Genomic DNA, 16792 nt, shown 5'->3' with positions numbered 1-16792 from the left:
TGCAGAATTTAAGTTTGGTCATTGGAAATAAGCGTTACTGAAGTAGCCAGTAATATAGTAAGCGCCACCGCTGTCGGTGAATTTTTCAGCGATAATTAAGCGCTGTTATGTAATTTAATATTCATAATATAACATCTGCTGATTAATGGTTTAATATTCCTGTATCATCAAGGAATGCACCTTCAACATCGGTCATCAGGCGCTCAGATCTGTAAAAGTAACCATTTTCATTTCCATTATCATTTGATCGGATGCGCTGATTAACTTTCCCATACATCCAGATAAGATCGATTTCATCAGGATATTCATCGCAGACATTTTCAGAAATGATAAGGTCTGTCCGCATTCAATGAATCCTTAATGCTGAATAATACTGACGAGATAAACTTTTCTTAATTTAATATTGATATCCGTCTTGCCCGATGTGAAACATCTTTATATTTCGGGGAGTGATAGTCAACGGAGGTCGGCTAACGCGATTGATAGGTAAAGTGATTTTAAATCAAATCATCCATAGTTATCACCAATGGAAAATCAGATGATTACCTTTTAACTAATTGAATATATTGATCTCTTTAATTTTTGGCATTTGATTGAATGATTATTTTGGTTTGCGGGAAATAATGAGTTCTGAATAGGTAAAATAAACCAGTGGTGCTCAGCTAAAGTCTGCCGTTAAATTATCGAGGGAAATGCTAACAAGATGTATGGGGTTCATATTTAAATAACGATTGTTTTTTAAATCACGGTTCCATTAAAGACCTGCATCAGCACCTGATCAGCAAAATTATGTTTACTTCTCTTTACTTCTATTTACCAAAGTCATGCACTATTTCGCCTCTGGTTCAGACTATTAGGTTCAGGTAGTAAATGGTCGGGATGTACTGATTCAGGAGTGCGGAGCAGAATTTATCAGGAGTCATTCAACGACCTGTTGCGTTGTGAAGATAGAAATCCGTGACTACCCTTGCTGTTGCTTCAATTCTCAAACGGGCCGGATAGCCTGAAGACCCGATGAGCATCTGAAATGTTTCAATCATTAATGGCAGGCGAATGTCAGGCTGCCATGCATTTTTAAACAGGGAAATCATGACAGACCAACGCAACGCTGAACGTAACCGCGCTGATGAGCATATCGACCCTTATGTTTCGGTACAGGGTGCAAGAACGCATAATCTTAAAGATGTCTCGTTTCGGTTTCCCCGCAACGCCATGGTGGTGTTTACCGGCGTGTCAGGTTCCGGTAAATCGTCACTTGCCTTTGATACGCTTTACGCAGAAGCCCAGCGCCGGTTTATTGAGTCGGTTTCGCCCCATGCCCGCAGACTGATCGATCAGGCCGCGGCACCGGATGTAGATAATATTGATGGACTTCCGCCTGCGGTGGCTCTGCAACAGAGCCGGGCGGGTGCTCAGGAGCGCTCAACGGTGGGCAGCCTCACCCGAATTTCCGTTACGCTGCGTCTGCTGTTTTCCCGGGCAGGTGCACGACCCGACGGTGTACCTTTTATGACCGCCGATTATTTCTCGCCTAACAATCCAGAAGGAGCCTGTCCGCATTGCCAGGGACTGGGAAGCGTACACACCGTCAAAACCGACTCAATGGTGCCGGATGACTCACTGAGTATCCGCCAGGGCGCCATCGCGTCATGGCCCCGAGGCTGGCATAACAAAAATCTGCGAAGCATCCTTGAGACACTCGGTTACGATGTCGATGCGCCCTGGCATACGCTTTCATCCCGTGACCAGCAGTGGATATTGCTGACGGACGAACAGCCTTCGGTGCCGATTTTTATCGGTCTGAATGCTGAACAACGTGAAGAAGCGTTGGCTGCGGGTGAAGAGCCCGCTTATACCGGGACCTACACCAGTGCCGCAAAAATCGTACTACAGAGTTATTCCGGTGGCAGTGAGACGACGAAGAAACGGCTTGCCCGTTATGTCACGGTCACGCCCTGTTCAGCGTGCCACGGTAAAAGACTGAATCGGGATGCCTTATCCGTCACCTTTGCGGGTTATGACATTGCCAGCCTGAGTGAGCTTTCTGTCTCGGCGCTCGCAGAACTGCTGAAGCCTTATGCTGATGGCACCTCATCCAACCTGCCTGTAGAGGCTGCCCTGCGGGAGGCGGTTATCCGGATGACGTCTGATATCAGTATGCGGCTTCAGCAACTGGACACGCTGGGGCTGGGCCATCTGGCACCGGGCCGCCGGACCACCCAGCTCTCATCCGGCGAGTTGCAGCGCGTGCGTCTGGCAACCCAGTTGATATCACGATTGTTTGGCGTGCTTTACGTACTGGATGAGCCTTCTGCCGGCCTGCATCCCGATGATGTTAAAGCGCTGCTCACTTCCCTGAAAAACCTGGTGCGCGCCGGTAATTCGCTGGTGGTTGTCGAACATAATATGGACCTCATCGCCGAGGCTGACTGGCTCATTGAGGTTGGCCCGGGTCCGGGAACGCATGGCGGTGAAATCGTTTATAACGGCGAACCCGCAGGACTTAAAAACATCGCTTCACCCACGTCTGACTATCTCTTCTCGCGGAGCTATACCGGACTGCGCCAGCGCCGGCCTGCAGAGAGCTGGCTCAGGTTTGAGCAGGTCCATTGCAACAATATTTCCGCAATGGATATCGCTATTCCGCTGGCAAGAATGACAGCTGTCACCGGGGTTTCTGGTTCCGGTAAATCAACACTGTTGAATCGCGTGCTCCCGGAAATGCTCGGACGTTTTGATAAAATCGCTGACAGCGACGAGGGCGAGGAAGAGGATCTGGTGGCAGACGTCAGAGGACAGGTGGTGAGCGGAAGTGACGCCATCGGCCGACTGGTGAGAATCGATCAGCGTCCTATTGGCAGAACGCCTCGATCAAATCTGGCCACTTACACCGGATTTTTCGACATTATCCGCAGGTTGTTTGCAGAAACCCCTGCAGCGAAAGCCAAAGGCTTCAGCGCCAGCCGTTTCTCATTCAATTTACCCGCCGGACGCTGTCCTGCATGTGAAGGGCAGGGGCAGATTTCAATTGAGCTGCTGTTTATGCCCAGCGCCACCGCAACCTGCTCAGTCTGTGCGGGAGGCCGTTATAATCCCGACACGCTGGAAGTGAAGTGGAACAACCTGACGATTGCGGATGTGCTTGCTCTGACCGTGGACGACGCCACTGCGCTCTTTCACGCGTATGACGGTATTCAGCGTTCGTTAAAAGCTTTGACGTCACTGGGACTGGGATATCTGACGCTGGGTCAACCCGCCACTGAGTTGTCTGGCGGCGAGTGCCAGCGCATCAAACTCGCCTGGGAACTGCAGCGTTTACAGCGTACGCCTACACTCTATCTGCTTGATGAACCATCGACTGGTTTGCACCCGTCTGATATGGATAAGCTGCTGATTGTGCTCGATGAACTGGTAAAGCGCGGCCACACGGTGATTATGGCGGAACATACTATGCGCATTGTGGCTGAAGCGGACTGGGTGATTGATCTGGGGCCCGGCTCGGGGCTCAGGGGAGGAAAGATTGTTTCATCCGGCTTACCGGAAGAGGTGAGTCTCTCTGCAGAAAGTCTGACAGCTCCCTGGCTTTCGGCGCAGCTGAAAAAGAGGGCAGGCGATCCGGATTAATCGGGTGGCATAGCGATCTGTTGCGGGATGGGGGCCGTGTCTGGGTGCAGGAACCGTGTGATGCTTCCTGTACCGAATCACTCGGTTGATCGTCAATGTCAGGAAGGCGACTTCTGGTCAGTAGTGATAACGGCATGAGGCGATTAATAATGCCTCCTCAGTGACGGCGTAGACCAGTCGATGTTCCGCCGTAATCCTGCGGGACCAGAATCCCGCAAGATTATGCTTCAGGGGCTCGGGTTTTCCCTTGCCTTCAAAAGGCGTCCTGCTGGCATCTTTAAGGAGTTCGTTAATCTTTTTGACGGTTTTTTTATCAGTATCCTGCCAGTACAGATAATCTTCCCAGGCTTCTGCGGACCAGGTCAGTTTCACTCAATAATATCCCTGTCAGTCCCTTTACCGCTTTGCAGGCTTTCGATAGCATCCATCAATCTGCGAGCATTCTTAGGCGAACGCAGCAGATAGGCCGTCTCTTCCAGTGAGTTATATTCATCAAGCGACATCAGCACGCAGGATTCGCCGTTCTGGCGAGTGATTAACACCGGTGCCTTATCTTCAACTGTCTGAACCATCGTGGCAGAAAGATTCTGTCTGGCTTCGCTGTAACTGATTGCTCTCATAAAACCTCCGTAATGAACAATACAAGTCATTGTACAATGACTGTTGTAGTTCGGGAAGCGAATAACCGGGAACATTGCCGGCTATCCACCCGAAAGCAGAGGATTAACGGTGGAACAACGGGAAAGCACCGGTCAGCAGACCGCCAGCCATCAATACCAGACTCACCAGAATTCCCCACTTGATTGCAAAGCGCTGATGGTCACCGATGTCGACCTTCGCCAGACCCACCAGCAGGTAGACTGACGGTACCAGCGGGCTCAGCAGGTGGAATGGCTGGCCGACAATGGAAGCGCGAGCAATCTCTTCAGCGGTAATGCCATAGCTGGCCGCTGTCTGAGCAATAACGGGCAGAATGCCAAAGTAAAACGCATCATTCGACATAAAGAAGGTGAACGGCAGGCTGACCAGCGCGGTAAATACTGCCAGGTAAGGGCCAAAGCTGTGCGGGATGACCGCCAGCAAACTTTTCGCCATTGCATCAACCATACCGGTGCCGGAAAGGATACCGGTGAAAATACCGGCGGCAAAAATCAGCGCGGTTACCGCCAGAACGTTACCGGCATGGGAGCTGATGCGCGCTTTCTGCTCTTCCAGCGTGGGATAGTTGAGCATCACCGCTATCGCAAATGCCAGCATAAACAGGATCTGAATCGGCATTAACCCAACCACCAGCAGCACCAGTAGCACAGTGGTCAGGATGAAGTTAGGCCAGAACATTTTTGGCCGGCGATTGGCGGCGCACTCTTCGGCATCCCCCAGACCCAGTTCAATATTGTCGAGATGGTGATCTTTCATGGTCATCACGCCTAAACGCTTACGTTCACGAAGACCAAACAGCACTGCCATGGCCACAAGGCTAACGCAGGCCAGCAACATGGCCGGAAGCATCGGAATAAAGATGTCGAGGGCATCAATGCGCAGTGCCGCTGCGGCACGGGCTGTCGGGCCACCCCATGGCGAGAGGTTCATGATACCGCTGGCGAGGTTGACCAGACAGGTCATCATCAGCACATTCATACCCAGCCGGTGATAGAGCGGCAGGAACGCGGCGATAGCGATCATATACGTCGTGGAGCTGTCACCATCCAGTGAAACCAGCAGGGTCAGCACCGCCGTGCCGACCAGCACTTTCAGGGGATCGCCGCGCACCATCCGGAGAATAAAGCGCACCAGCGGATCAAACAGTCCGGCATCAATCATCAGACCAAAATAGAGAATGGAGAAAGTCAGCATTACGCCGGTAGGGGCCAGCTTCTTGACGCCGTCCAGCATCATGTCACCCAGGCCCGCGTAAAAACCGCCAATCAGCGCAAATACGGTTGGTATCAGAATCAGCGCAATCAAGGCTGACATGCGTTTGGTCATGATCAGATACATGAAGCAAACAACCATGGTAAAACCCAGTATTGTCAGCAAAATAACAGCCCTCGCAATGGCGTAAAAGTAATGAAAAGTGCTTATGGCGGCAGGAAAATTCAGGTAATTACTTAGTCTGGTAACGATTAACCTGTTGTTTTAGTTAATCCTGCGCAGGATGGTGATATTAAATTGTTATCAGCATTTAGCATTTTTTTAACAAAAAAAGGTGATCACGGCCATTCTTAAACGAATCTTAAACGAGTTTGTGTGACTGGGATCAAAGCGTGACGAAGGTTAACCGGGGATTTCGGGCCAGCAGAGGGCCGAATCAGGCGATGTTAATGGAGAAGAAACAGGGAAAACGGCTGAGCCAGGACGCCCAGCCGGTTGAAAGTATTAGCTGCCTAACAGCTGAATAATCATTTCAGGTGTTTTGTTCGCCATTTTACTGACGGCAGTCTGGCCCTGCTGAATAATCTGGTTGCGAGCCAGTTGACTGGCTTCTTCTGCATAGTCCGCATCCTGTATGCGGCTGCGAGCTGCTGAAGTATCTACGCCCTGCTGCGCCAGCACATTACGATTTGATTCGTAACGGTTAATCTTCGCGCCATAAGTCGACTGATAGCCGCTGATCTTCGCCAGCGCGCGCTCCAGCGCTTTCATGGTGCTGGAGATGTCCTGACTGTTCAGCAGTGTTGTGTTGTTCAGCCCCAGGGTTTTGGTATCTGACGGTGTAGCCGGGATGGTATCCGATTGCACTGGCTGACCATAATCTGCGCTGGTGACCACTTCCAGAGGACGACTCTCATGTGGCGGCGTTTCAGGCACGCCTTTAGGTTCGGGCAGTTTTCCCCAGGTCAGATTACCCGTGAAAGAGCCATTGCCCACCACCACCACAATCAAATCTTCGTTTACAGTATCCAGCGTGATGCGCTCAAGCCGGTTACTGGTGATGGTCCCGTTATTGAAATCGCCGCTGGCGACATCTTCATAACGATCGCCATCACCGCTATACGTGATGTTCATGCCGTTATAAGTGCTGCTGTTGCTGCCCGCCAGCGCCCAGCTTGTACCGCCCTCGAGCAGTTGCGAACTGTCATATGCCGCACCGCTGCCAAAACCGTTTTTGCTGGTCAGCAGGCGGGTATCTGCGGTAGCCGCATTGGTGATGCCTTTGCTGGCCCAGGTGTAATCGGGCGCACTGCCATCCAGCGGTGTACCGACCAGATGCTTACCGTCGCGGGTAAAGAGCTGGAGATCGTCATCCATACCCAGCGAGTCGATGGTGATGCTTATCGCTGTCGAGCCTGCCGGAATATAGGCCAGCGGGATCACGCCGGAGGTAAAAGAGTAATTCTTGCCTGGAACCGGGAACTTCGTGTTGATAGGGTCAACGTTACCCAGTTTCGCAGGAGGCAGATCGGGATTATTGGTCGCCAGCGGATAACGCCCGAAAATCTCGGTGTGATCCGCGATGTCATTGATGCCTGCCAGAATCTGCTGATATGCACCGTTGACGCTCTGCCTGTCCGCATCCGATAGCGTGCCGTTGGCTGCCTGAACCGAAAGCGTGCGGGCCTGGATCAGCAGATCGACAATGCTGCCCAGGCCGCCGCTGGCGGTCTGGGAATAGCTGATAGCGTCATTGAGGCCGCGCGCTACCACCGCATCGGCGTTGATATTGGCCGTCATGCGGTTGGCAATCGCCTGACCTGCCGCATCGTCTTTCGCACTGTTAATCCGCATCCCTGATGATAACCTTTCAACCGTTCGTCCCAGAACAGAGTCAGTGCTGTACCGCATTTTGTTCGTGATGGCGGCGGGCTCGTTATGGTTGATCGTTAACATGGTCGCTTTGAACAGGGAGAGGAGTCTCTGTTTTATCGGCAGGATAATAAGCAGCTTTAATCTCTCAGGCGACAAAAACGCAGGTCTGGCGCAATTAAACGGTCAACAGGCTGATGGCTAACCGTTTTTAAGATAAAAGAAACTAATGTTTTAATGGGTGCAGAAGCAGAGCCTGCTGCGCCGGAACGAAGCAGGCGAGGGCAGATCAGTTAAACACCATGCCGCCATCAATCAAAAGTGACTGGCCAGTCATGTAATCGGAGTCGGGACTGGCGAGGTAGGCGACGCAGGCGGCAACATCTTCCGGTTCAGAAAGACGTCCCAGCGTAATACGTTTCGCAAATTCCTCCGTGCCGTAACCGGCGGGCTTTCCAGCTGCTTCGGAAATCTGTCTGTCGATCTCTTGCCACATTGGCGTTCTGACAATACCCGGGCAAAAGGCATTTACCGTGATCCCTGCAGGCGCCAGATCACGCGCGGCGGTCTGTGTCAGGCCGCGCACGGCGAACTTGCTTGAGCTGTAAACCGCCAGCTCCGGATTACCAACGTGACCCGCCTGGGAGCAGGCGTTGATGATTTTGCCACCGTGACCTTCTGCAGCAAACGCTTTAATCGCGGCCTGCATACCCCAGATCACCCCTTTGACATTGACGTTGTAGACCTTGTCGACCACCGCTTCGGTAATCTCCGCAATTGGCGTGGAGGGCGCAATACCTGCGTTGTTAACGATGACGTCAAAACCACCCAGTGCGAGACGAGCCTCTTCGACTGCGGCCAACACCTGATCGCGCTGCGAGACATCGACCTTCAGGGCTATCGCTTTTCCGCCCAACTGGTTGATCTTGTCTGCGACCTGGCGGGCGGTCTCCTGATTGAAATCGGCCACCGCGACCGCCAGTCCATCTTTCGCCAGACGCAGGGCGATCGCTTCACCAATGCCCTGGCCTGCGCCAGTCACAAATGCCACTCTGTTTTTCATCATGATTTCCTTTTTACATGAACTTAAAGAAGCTGACTCAGATGCAGCTGGCCCATCAGTAACGGGTTGTCAGCGTAATCAACAGGCACAGCCACAACTGCAGGTCCCTGAACATCCATCGCTTTTCGCAGCGTAGGCTCCAGTTCTGCTGCACTAGTCACCGCAAAGCCCGCAGCCCCAAATGCTTCTGCGTAGGCTTTAAAATCAATCGGGCCAAAATGAACACCAGAGACGCGGTGATATTTCTTCTCTTCCTGCATCGCCACCATGTTGTAGGCGTTATCAACCCAGACGATGTGCAGAATATTTGCTTTTAACCGGACGGCGGTTTCCAGCTCCATGCTGGACTGCAGGAAGCCGCCATCACCTGAAACCGACACCACTTTGCGTTGCGGATCGACCAGCCAGGCGCCAATCGCCCACGGCAGGGCCACGCCCATGGTCTGCTGACCATTGGAGATCATGATCTGGCGGGCGCGGAAGCTGTAGAGATAGCGGGCGATCCAGATGTGGAAGCTACCCATATCAACGGTGAGGCTGACATCGCTGTTAATAATGTCCTGCATGGCGCGCACGATGCGCAGCGGATGCAGGGCAAACTGATTGAGGCTGGCACCCTGCATTGCCAGTAATTTTCGTTGCTGCTGGCGATCGTCAAGAATAGAGGCAGTTTCTGCAGTCAGTTGCCGTGGCGCAGTAATACGCGCAGCCAGTTTACGCACCGTGGCCGCGATATCCCCCACCAGCTCCGCATCGGGCAGATAGCGGTTGTCGGTCTCTGCGGGTATCACGTCGATATGAATCAACGTGGCATTGCCGCTGTTCCACATCGCAGGTTCATATTCTACCGGGCTGTAGCCGATGGTAATGATCAGGTCAGCCTGTTGCAGCAGCCGGTCGCCTGCCTGGTTATTAAACAGCCCGACACGCCCGGCAAAACGTGAGAAGTGATCCTGTCTGACGGCCCCGGCTGCCTGATAGGTGCTGGTGACCGGAATATGACTACGGGTCAGTAGCTCGTCGATGGCTTCGCTGTTCTCCGTCTGGCTCGCCATCAATCCCAGCAGGATAACCGGATTTTTAGCCCCGGCAATCGCCCTGCTGACTGCCTCAATCATCGCGTCTGGCGCGGCACCTAACACCGGACGGCCTTTACTGCTCAGCGCTTTGCCGGTCACCGGCTGATCGACAATATCCTGTGGCAGGCTGATAAAGGCACCGCCGCCGCGGCCATGTTCCGCATGGCGAAACGCATTTGACAGGCATTCAGAAAGCGCAGAGGGATCGGTCACTTCAACCGCATATTTGGTGATCGGGCGAAACATCGAAACGGTGTCCATGCTCTGATGAACCTGCTTTGCACTGTCGGAACGTTTCACCTGGCCGCCGATAGCGACCACCGGATCACCTTCGCTGGTGGCGGTAGCCATACCGGTGATCAGGTTAGAGCAGCCCGGCCCTGAGGTAACCAGCGCCACACCCGCGTTGCCGGTGAGACGGCCAACTGCGGCGGCCATAAACGCGGCGTTAGCTTCGTGGCGAACCGGTATGGTCTGAATGGATGAGTCCAGCAGCGAGTCAAAAACCTTATCGATCTTTGCGCCAGGGATGCCAAAGACATGCTGGACACCCTGTGCCTCAAGTTGCGCGACCACCAGGTCAGCGCCACAGGTCCAGAGCGTGGTATCGGTTGAAGTTTTCATCGTCATTCCTCTGATTAGCTTTCTACCGCTCGGATCGCGGCGTCAAGATTGGCGGGGTTCAGGTCGGCATTGAGAAAGTCACTGTCCTGCGGCAGATCCACGACCAGCTTGCTGATGGCACCAAAGGTCAGGGTGCCCTGTTCCAGCGCGTAATCGAGAATGTGGCCGCCGCCTTCGCGGTCGTCGGTAATAAAATGTTCGTGATAGCCCGCAACGTTAATGCCCTGCATATATTGCGGCGTGCGGAATCCAATCAGTTCCCCCGCACGCTGGCTAAAGGAAAAGGTAGGCTGATCGTCCAGCACTTCCGGCATGGATCGATACGGGCGGCACTGGCACGGCACGGTGCGGGTATCGACGCGGCTGAAACGACCGCTGATGCGTAGCGCACAGAACTGGTTATCGGAGGTGATTTCGCTGTCGATCACCCGATGGATTTCCTCGCGTGACAGCGGCCGGTCAAACTCAAACAGGTGCTGCGGCTTGAAAAAGGTCATGACCGCAAACGGAGTTTTCTGCGCCGGATCGGCTGGATGCGCGCTGCCGTCAGCGTGCAACTGATAGACTTTGCTGTCAAACGCGATCATCTCGCCATCCAGCCGGTTGAAGGTGCCCAGGCCGAAATCCCCTTTGCGCAGCAGGTCGGCAATGCGGACATTACCGTCATAGACGCCGCTCAGCAGCGCACTCATTAAAGAGGTCTGATAGATAACACTTTCTGGCGCATCCTGGGAAAGCGTTAAGACAGTATGTTTTAGTTGATCCTCGCAGGAACAATCAGTTACACAATTGCTCATTTGATGCCTCGTCGATTAACCGTTAAGCCGTGTTAACCTAATGGTGAACCGATTCAGTCGGTGGGTCCAATAGCGAAACCTGTTAACTTTGAGACGTTTTTGATATGGAACTTCGCCATCTGCGTTATTTTGTTGCCGTAGCCGAGACGCTTCACTTTACCCGAGCCGCTGAATTGCTGGGGATATCGCAGCCGCCACTGAGTCAGCAGATATTGCGGCTGGAGCAGGAGATCGGCACGCCATTGTTGAAGCGGCTGACGCGCGGGGTTGAACTCACTGAAGCGGGAGAAGCGTTTCTGGCGGATGCCCGACAGATTGTGCAGCTGGCCGATCAGGCGCTGGAAAACGCGCGTGGCATTGCGCGCGGGATCAGCGGTCAGTTGTCGCTGGGATTTGCCAGTTCGGTGGCGTTTAATTCGCGCATCTTCACGCTAATCCATAAGTTTAAGGAACGTTATCCCGCGATGACGTTGCTGACGCGTGAAGAGAATATGGCGTTGCTGATGCAGGATTTACAGGAGGGATTACTGGATGCGGCCTTTATCCGGCTGCCGTGCGAAAGCAGCAAAGCGTTTAATCTGCGTGTCATTTCCACCGAAAAAATGCTGATTGCGCTGCCGCGTTCTCATCCCTTAAGCGGTACACCCACTGTGCCGCTCTCCGCGCTGGCGGATGAAACCCTGATCATTTTCCCGCGTGACGTCTCGCCGAGCCTGTATGAGCTGATTGTCACTGCCTGTCTGCGGGCGGGCTTTTCGCGCCACACCTTCCAGCAGGCGCCGCAAATCACCACGTCGTTGGGTATGGTTGCGGCCGGCTGCGGGATTGCGCTGGTGCCGGAGTCGATGCGCTGCGTCGATAACCCCGACGTGAGCTTCTGCGATATCGAAAACAACACGCTGTTTACCGACGTGGCCTTTGCCTGGCGTCGGCTTCATCCGTCAAAAGCGGTGCTGCATCTGCTGGCAATGCTGGCAGAACTGCCTGCGCCACACTAAGAGATGGGTTGATAAGCGCCAGCTATTGTAATGAAAACAATAACCAACTGGCGGCACGAAGCCGGGATGCCAATAATCGGTGCATGACTATATATCGCGTAAGAGTCGGGTTTCATAACCCGTCAGCCCTGACATTCAGGCAACTGGATGAAATTCTGGAGCCGCAGCGATTCTGGAGAACAGATTCGGCAGGCGGCCAGTTCCGCTATTTCATGGAGTATGAGTACCAGTCTGACGTGCGTGACCTTTGTTCGGTCTGCTCGCTGGCCTACAGTCAGGCCTGCAAAGTCAGAAAGTGCCCACTGATTCTGGTCGAGGTGATGAACTGAGGACGTCCGGCGATTCTGCTGTTCCTGGTACAGAATCGCCGGACTTTTTTTGAACGGATTTAACGTGAACGGCGTTCCATCATCAGACTTAACGCAGCGGGCAATACCGTAAGTGTCACCAGCGTACCGCTCACCAGACCACCAATAATCGCCAGTGCCATCGGCCCCCAGAAAACCTGATGAGAAATAGGGATCATGCCCAGGATTGCGGCACACGCGGTCAGCACGATTGGACGCGCCCGGTGATGGGCGGCCTGCCGGATAGCTTCACCAGCGGCAAGTCCGGCGCGGCTGTTCGTATCCACTTCACTGATCATAATCACGGCGTTGCGGATGATGATTCCCGCCAGTGCAATAATCCCCAGCAGCGCCACAAACCCCAGCGGAGTACCCGCAGGCAGCATTGCGGATATGATGCCTGGCAAACCAAACGGTGCCATGCTTAGCGCCAGCAGCATGCCTGAGAAACGTTGCAGCTGAATCATCAGCAGGATCAGCATGGCGCAGATCGTCACCGGCAACAGAGCAAACACAGAACCGTTGCCTTTGTCTGATTCTGCCGCCACGCCACCTTCTTCAATACCATATCCGGCAGGCAGTGAAGCACGCAGAGCAGCGACACCTGGCGCAAGCTGTTGCGAAACCTGTTCAGCCCGCTGACCGGGTGCGATATCGGTCTGTACGGTGATGTAAGCCAGCCGCTGACGGCGCCAGATCACCGGGTCGTCCACCCCCCAGTTCAGCGTCGCGACCTGCCGCAGCGGAATTTTTTGTCCGCTGGCATTGGTAATCATCAATCCTGCCAGCAAGTCAGTGTCCTGGCGCGCCTTGTCATCGCCGCGCAGTACCACATCGATCAGGCGGTTGCGATCGCGCAGCGTGGTCACCACGCTGCCGGACATCAGTGTATTCAGCGCGGTGGCTATCGTGTCTGATGAGAGTCCAGCCGCGCGGGCCGCTGTCTGGTTTACTGCCAGCCTGATAACGCGTTCTGGCTCTCCGGCGGTGAGATTGACACCCCGGGTCAGCGGTGAGCGAGCAAGCTGTGCCGCCAGCCGATCGGCGACCTGCCGAACCTGTGCATTGTCCGGACCGGTGATGCGATATTTCAGTGGCCAGCCAACCGGCGGCCCCAGCTCAAGCGGTGAGACGCGAGTACTGATATCGTTAAAATCTGCTGCCAGTTTTCGTTCCAGCCGGCTGCGCAGCCGATCGCGCACGGTGAGATCTTTTGCCACCACCACCAGCTGCGCGATGTTTTCATTATCCAGCAGCACATCCATCGGTAGATAGAAGCGGATTGCACCTGAGCCAACGTAGCTGGTGAAGTTCGCCACATCCCGGTCATTCTGGAGCATTTTTTCAAGTTGTACGGTACGACGCAGGGTTTCGGCCTGCGCGGCATTGGCGGGCAGCGTCAGGCTGACCAGCAATTCGGGGCGGTCTGACGCCGGGAAAAACTCACCCTGCATAAAGGTGGTGGCATAAAGGCTGACTAACAGCACTGCCATTGCCACGCCCATTGTCACCAGTCGGTTACGCAGAATCACGTCCAGAAGTCGGTGATAAGTGCGTGCAAGCACGCCCGGCGACGGGTGGACTGTTATGTGCTTTGCAGACAGCAGCCAGCAGCCGGTGAGTGGAGAAAAAATTACTGCGACCACCCACGAGCAAAGCAATGCAAGCGCAATCACCACAAACAGCGAATAGCAGTACTCTCCGGCACTGGAGGCAGCGAACCCGACCGGAATAAAACCCGCAATCATCACCAGCGTGCCGGTCAGCATTGGGAATGCGGTGGTTTTGAACGCATACGTCGCGGCCTGCCACTTACTGTCGCCTGCTTCCAGCCGCGCCACCATCGCTTCGACAGTGATCATCGCGTCATCCACCAGCAGCCCCAGCGCAATGATCAGCGCACCCAGTGAAATTCGTTGCAGGCCGATGCCCGCCAGCAACATGCCGGTAAAGGTCATGGCCAGCACCAGCGGAATGGCCGCTGCCACCACCAGACCAGCACGCAGTCCCAGCGAGACGAAAGAGACGGCTAACACGATGACGACCGCTTCGCCCAGTATCCGGACAAAGCCGCTGACCGCATTTTTCACCACGGATGACTGGTCAGCCACGCGGGTCAGGGTGATGCCGTGCGGTAACTGACTGGCCAGTGTCTGCATGCGCTGGTTAAGCTGCTTGCCGAAATCGAGCATGTTGCCGCCTGGGGCCATGGAAATCGCCAGCCCGATAGCCGGAACGCCGTTAACTCGAAACGTGGGTGCCGGGGGATCGGCAGGTCGAAGAGTGATGGTAGCCAGTTCAGTCAGCGGGATGAAACGCTCTCCGATATGCAGGGTAATTGCCCGCAGATTTTCGACCGAGGTCAGGGTGCCACTGACCCGCAGCGCAATGTTCTCACGGTCGGTTCGCAGGCTGCCCGCGGGTACCACGTCGTTCTGCGCTTTGATGGCGTCGCTGACCTGCTGTAAATCGAGTCCCATGCCGTTTAGCTTGCGCGGGGAAAAGGCGATAACCACCTGCTGCTCCTGCACACCCAGCAGGGTGGTTTTTCCGATGTCGGGCAGACTCGTCAGACTTCGCCGCAGGTTATCGACCCGATCGCGCAACTCTCTGGCGGTAAAACCATCAGCCGTAAACCCATAAATTGTGCCGAAGGTGTCATCAAACTCATCGTTCACTGCCGGACCCTGCACGCCCTGAGGCAGTGAAGCGGCAACGTCTTTCATCTTTTTACGTAACTGATACCAGGTGCCAGCCACCTGAGAGGGTGGTGTGTCATCACGCAGGTTGACATATATCACCGTTTGCCCGGCGCGGGTTTCGCTCTCAACGGCGTCCAGCGACGGGATCTCCTGTACCTTCTGTTCCAGTACGTCAGTGACCAGTTGCACCATATTGTCCACGTCCGCGCCCGGCCATTGGGCCGAGATGACGGCAGTTTTGATGGTAAACGCCGGATCTTCATTGCGGGAGAGACGTTCATAGCTCAGTACACCTGCCGCCATCACCAGCAGCATGAAAAAGATGACCAGTTGCTGATGCGCCAGCGCCCAGCCAGAGAGGTTAAAGCCAGCCGGTTTTTTCATGGCGCCTCCTGCATCAGCGAGACCTTTTCGCCGGGCTGCAGGGTATTAACGCCGGCCGTCACAACGCGCTCGCCCGGCTGGATCCCGGCAGTTACAAAGATTTGATGCGCGTTAAAGCGGGCAAGGACTACCGGACGAAGCTGCAAGCGTGACGCTGCATCAACAACCAGCAGCGCGGGTTTGTCTGAGAAACGGGTCAGAGCGCTGGCGGGCAGGGCGATCACTGGCGGTTGTGCATCGGGCAGGCTGACGGTGACCGTGGCACCGGGTGCCATCGCCTCAGGTGGATTTATCAACGAGATGCGCAGTCGCCACGTGCGGGTCTGCGGATCGGCTTGTGGGCTGATGTCACGCACCGTGCCGCTGGCCTGCACGGTGGGATCGGCGAGCAGCGTCACCTTTAGTGGTATTTGGCCGTCAGGACGCAAAAGCGCTGGTGTGGTCAGGTCAAACACCGCATCGCGTGCATCTCCCGCTGCCAGCGTCATCACATTTTGTCCAGCGCTGACCACCTGGCCAGGCTGAACCGTGATGGCGGTGATCCGGCCTGCGGTGGGTGCAGTGAGTTGAGTCCAGCTGAGAGTGTCCTGGGCATTTTTTAGCGCTGCTTCGCTGCTGAGACGGCGTGACTGCGCGCTTTGCCAGTCTGCCTGGGCGCTGTCAAGCTGGCTGCGGGCGATGGCGCCACCGGGCATCAACAGCCGCATTCGATGAAGATTAAGTGCGGCGACCCGTTCGGCGGCGCGAGCGCTGTCGAGATCGGCCTGTGCGCTACTGAGCTGATTACGTGACTGATCATTTTCCAGCGCTGCAAGCGGTTGTCCGGCGCTGACGCGATCGCCCAGTTCAGCCGCACGACTCACGACCCGGCCATCCAGCCTGAAAGCAAGCGCGACCTCTTCATGGGCGCGGATTTCTCCGGTCAGCACCAGTGAAGCATCACTTCCGAGCGGCGGAACAATCACCGTTTTAACTGGTCGCGGCGGGGCAGCGGGCGGGGCAGAATTATTGTCCCGGCAGCCAGTCATGATGAGCACGCCAAGCAGCACAAACATGGCTGGTGCAAAGATCTGAACACTAAAAAGGTGACGCCACACCTGGCGGGCAGCATCCGGGATTAAATCAGTCATAGCCGGGTTCCTTTAATGAGTTGTGCTCATTGAACCCGGCTTGTGTCCAGAAACGTTGCATGAACCATCAAGAAATGGTCAAGCCAGAACAATTTATCTCCCCGGCAGCGTTATCCCGATTAACAGGCCGCCGTCAGCGGGTAACGTGGCGCGAAGTGATCCGCCGTGCGCCTCGATGATAGCTTTGGCGATCGACAATCCCAGCCCGCTGCCGCCAGAGTGGCGAGCACGAGAGGAGTCAGCTCGGGTAAAGCGATCAAACAGCTGCGGCAGAAAGTCCGGCTCTACACCCTGACCATA

General features: G+C 54.9%; 14 protein-coding genes. 3 read left to right on the top strand and 11 right to left on the bottom strand.

All coding sequences use genetic code 11. The annotated features are described in order from the left end of the window. Positions 1-142: 142 nt before the first annotated feature. Positions 143-346 carry a hypothetical protein gene (locus tag Q7C21_RS18345; RefSeq protein WP_008926800.1) on the bottom strand — a complete coding sequence of 68 codons (204 nt, stop codon included), beginning with the start codon at positions 344-346 and terminating at the stop codon, positions 143-145. Between the two features lie 743 nt (positions 347-1089). Here Q7C21_RS18345 and Q7C21_RS18340 point away from each other — a divergent pair. Continuing rightward, positions 1090-3624 carry an excinuclease ABC subunit UvrA gene (locus Q7C21_RS18340; protein ID WP_105100085.1) on the top strand — a complete coding sequence of 845 codons (2535 nt, stop codon included), beginning with the start codon at positions 1090-1092 and terminating at the stop codon, positions 3622-3624. A gap of 117 nt (positions 3625-3741) precedes the next feature. On the opposite strand, the gene Q7C21_RS18335 is transcribed toward Q7C21_RS18340, so the two are convergent. The 7 genes from Q7C21_RS18335 to budA all read right to left on the bottom strand — a co-directional run bounded on the left by Q7C21_RS18335 (position 3742) and on the right by budA (position 10931). After that, positions 3742-3996: a Txe/YoeB family addiction module toxin gene (locus Q7C21_RS18335; protein WP_003850603.1), complete on the bottom strand. Its 255-nt coding sequence runs from the start codon at positions 3994-3996 to the stop codon at positions 3742-3744. Then, on the bottom strand, positions 3993-4244 hold the full coding sequence (gene yefM, locus Q7C21_RS18330; RefSeq protein WP_003850602.1) for a YoeB-YefM toxin-antitoxin system antitoxin YefM: 252 nt from the start codon (positions 4242-4244) through the stop codon (positions 3993-3995). Before yefM ends, Q7C21_RS18335 begins: the two co-directional genes overlap by 4 nt. A 103-nt stretch (positions 4245-4347) precedes the next feature. After that, positions 4348-5661: a CitMHS family transporter gene (locus tag Q7C21_RS18325; RefSeq protein ID WP_033762133.1), complete on the bottom strand. Its 1314-nt coding sequence runs from the start codon at positions 5659-5661 to the stop codon at positions 4348-4350. Positions 5662-6000: 339 nt separating this feature from the next. After that, positions 6001-7452, bottom strand: a complete 1452-nt coding sequence (locus tag Q7C21_RS18320) for a flagellin (RefSeq protein ID WP_071778552.1) — start codon at positions 7450-7452, stop codon at positions 6001-6003. A 205-nt stretch (positions 7453-7657) separates the two neighbouring features. Then, positions 7658-8431: a (S)-acetoin forming diacetyl reductase gene (locus Q7C21_RS18315; protein ID WP_003850595.1), complete on the bottom strand. Its 774-nt coding sequence runs from the start codon at positions 8429-8431 to the stop codon at positions 7658-7660. 23 nt (positions 8432-8454) lie between these two features. Further along, on the bottom strand, positions 8455-10134 hold the full coding sequence (alsS, locus tag Q7C21_RS18310) for an acetolactate synthase AlsS (RefSeq protein ID WP_039661976.1): 1680 nt from the start codon (positions 10132-10134) through the stop codon (positions 8455-8457). A gap of 14 nt (positions 10135-10148) precedes the next feature. After that, positions 10149-10931, bottom strand: coding sequence for an acetolactate decarboxylase (gene budA / locus Q7C21_RS18305; protein ID WP_105100083.1), 783 nt, complete (start codon positions 10929-10931; stop codon positions 10149-10151). 104 nt (positions 10932-11035) lie between these two features. On the opposite strand from budA, the gene Q7C21_RS18300 reads away from it, so the two are divergent. After that, the gene (locus Q7C21_RS18300) at positions 11036-11929 is read left to right on the top strand and encodes a LysR family transcriptional regulator (RefSeq protein WP_003850589.1); all 894 of its coding nucleotides are present in this window, start codon (positions 11036-11038) and stop codon (positions 11927-11929) included. A gap of 83 nt (positions 11930-12012) precedes the next feature. Further along, the gene (locus Q7C21_RS18295; RefSeq protein ID WP_003850587.1) at positions 12013-12258 is read left to right on the top strand and encodes a hypothetical protein; all 246 of its coding nucleotides are present in this window, start codon (positions 12013-12015) and stop codon (positions 12256-12258) included. 59 nt (positions 12259-12317) lie between these two features. On the opposite strand, the gene Q7C21_RS18290 is transcribed toward Q7C21_RS18295, so the two are convergent. From Q7C21_RS18290 to Q7C21_RS18280, 3 genes are all read right to left on the bottom strand, one after another. Then, a complete protein-coding gene (locus tag Q7C21_RS18290; RefSeq protein ID WP_375151009.1) occupies positions 12318-15362 on the bottom strand; it encodes an efflux RND transporter permease subunit in 3045 nt (1014 codons plus the stop codon). Next, positions 15359-16492: an efflux RND transporter periplasmic adaptor subunit gene (locus tag Q7C21_RS18285; RefSeq protein ID WP_105100080.1), complete on the bottom strand. Its 1134-nt coding sequence runs from the start codon at positions 16490-16492 to the stop codon at positions 15359-15361. The genes Q7C21_RS18290 and Q7C21_RS18285 overlap by 4 nt, the downstream gene beginning before the upstream one ends. Positions 16493-16585: 93 nt before the next feature. After that, positions 16586-16792, bottom strand: a 207-nt coding sequence (locus Q7C21_RS18280; protein ID WP_375151008.1) for an ATP-binding protein, incomplete at its 5' end; no start/stop codon positions are given.

Source organism: Pantoea sp. ANP04 (genome assembly GCF_041982285.1).
Lineage (GTDB): Bacteria > Pseudomonadota > Gammaproteobacteria > Enterobacterales > Enterobacteriaceae > Pantoea > Pantoea eucalypti.
Note: the sequence above shows the minus strand (reverse complement) of the source record. Positions and strands in the feature narration are given on the sequence as shown.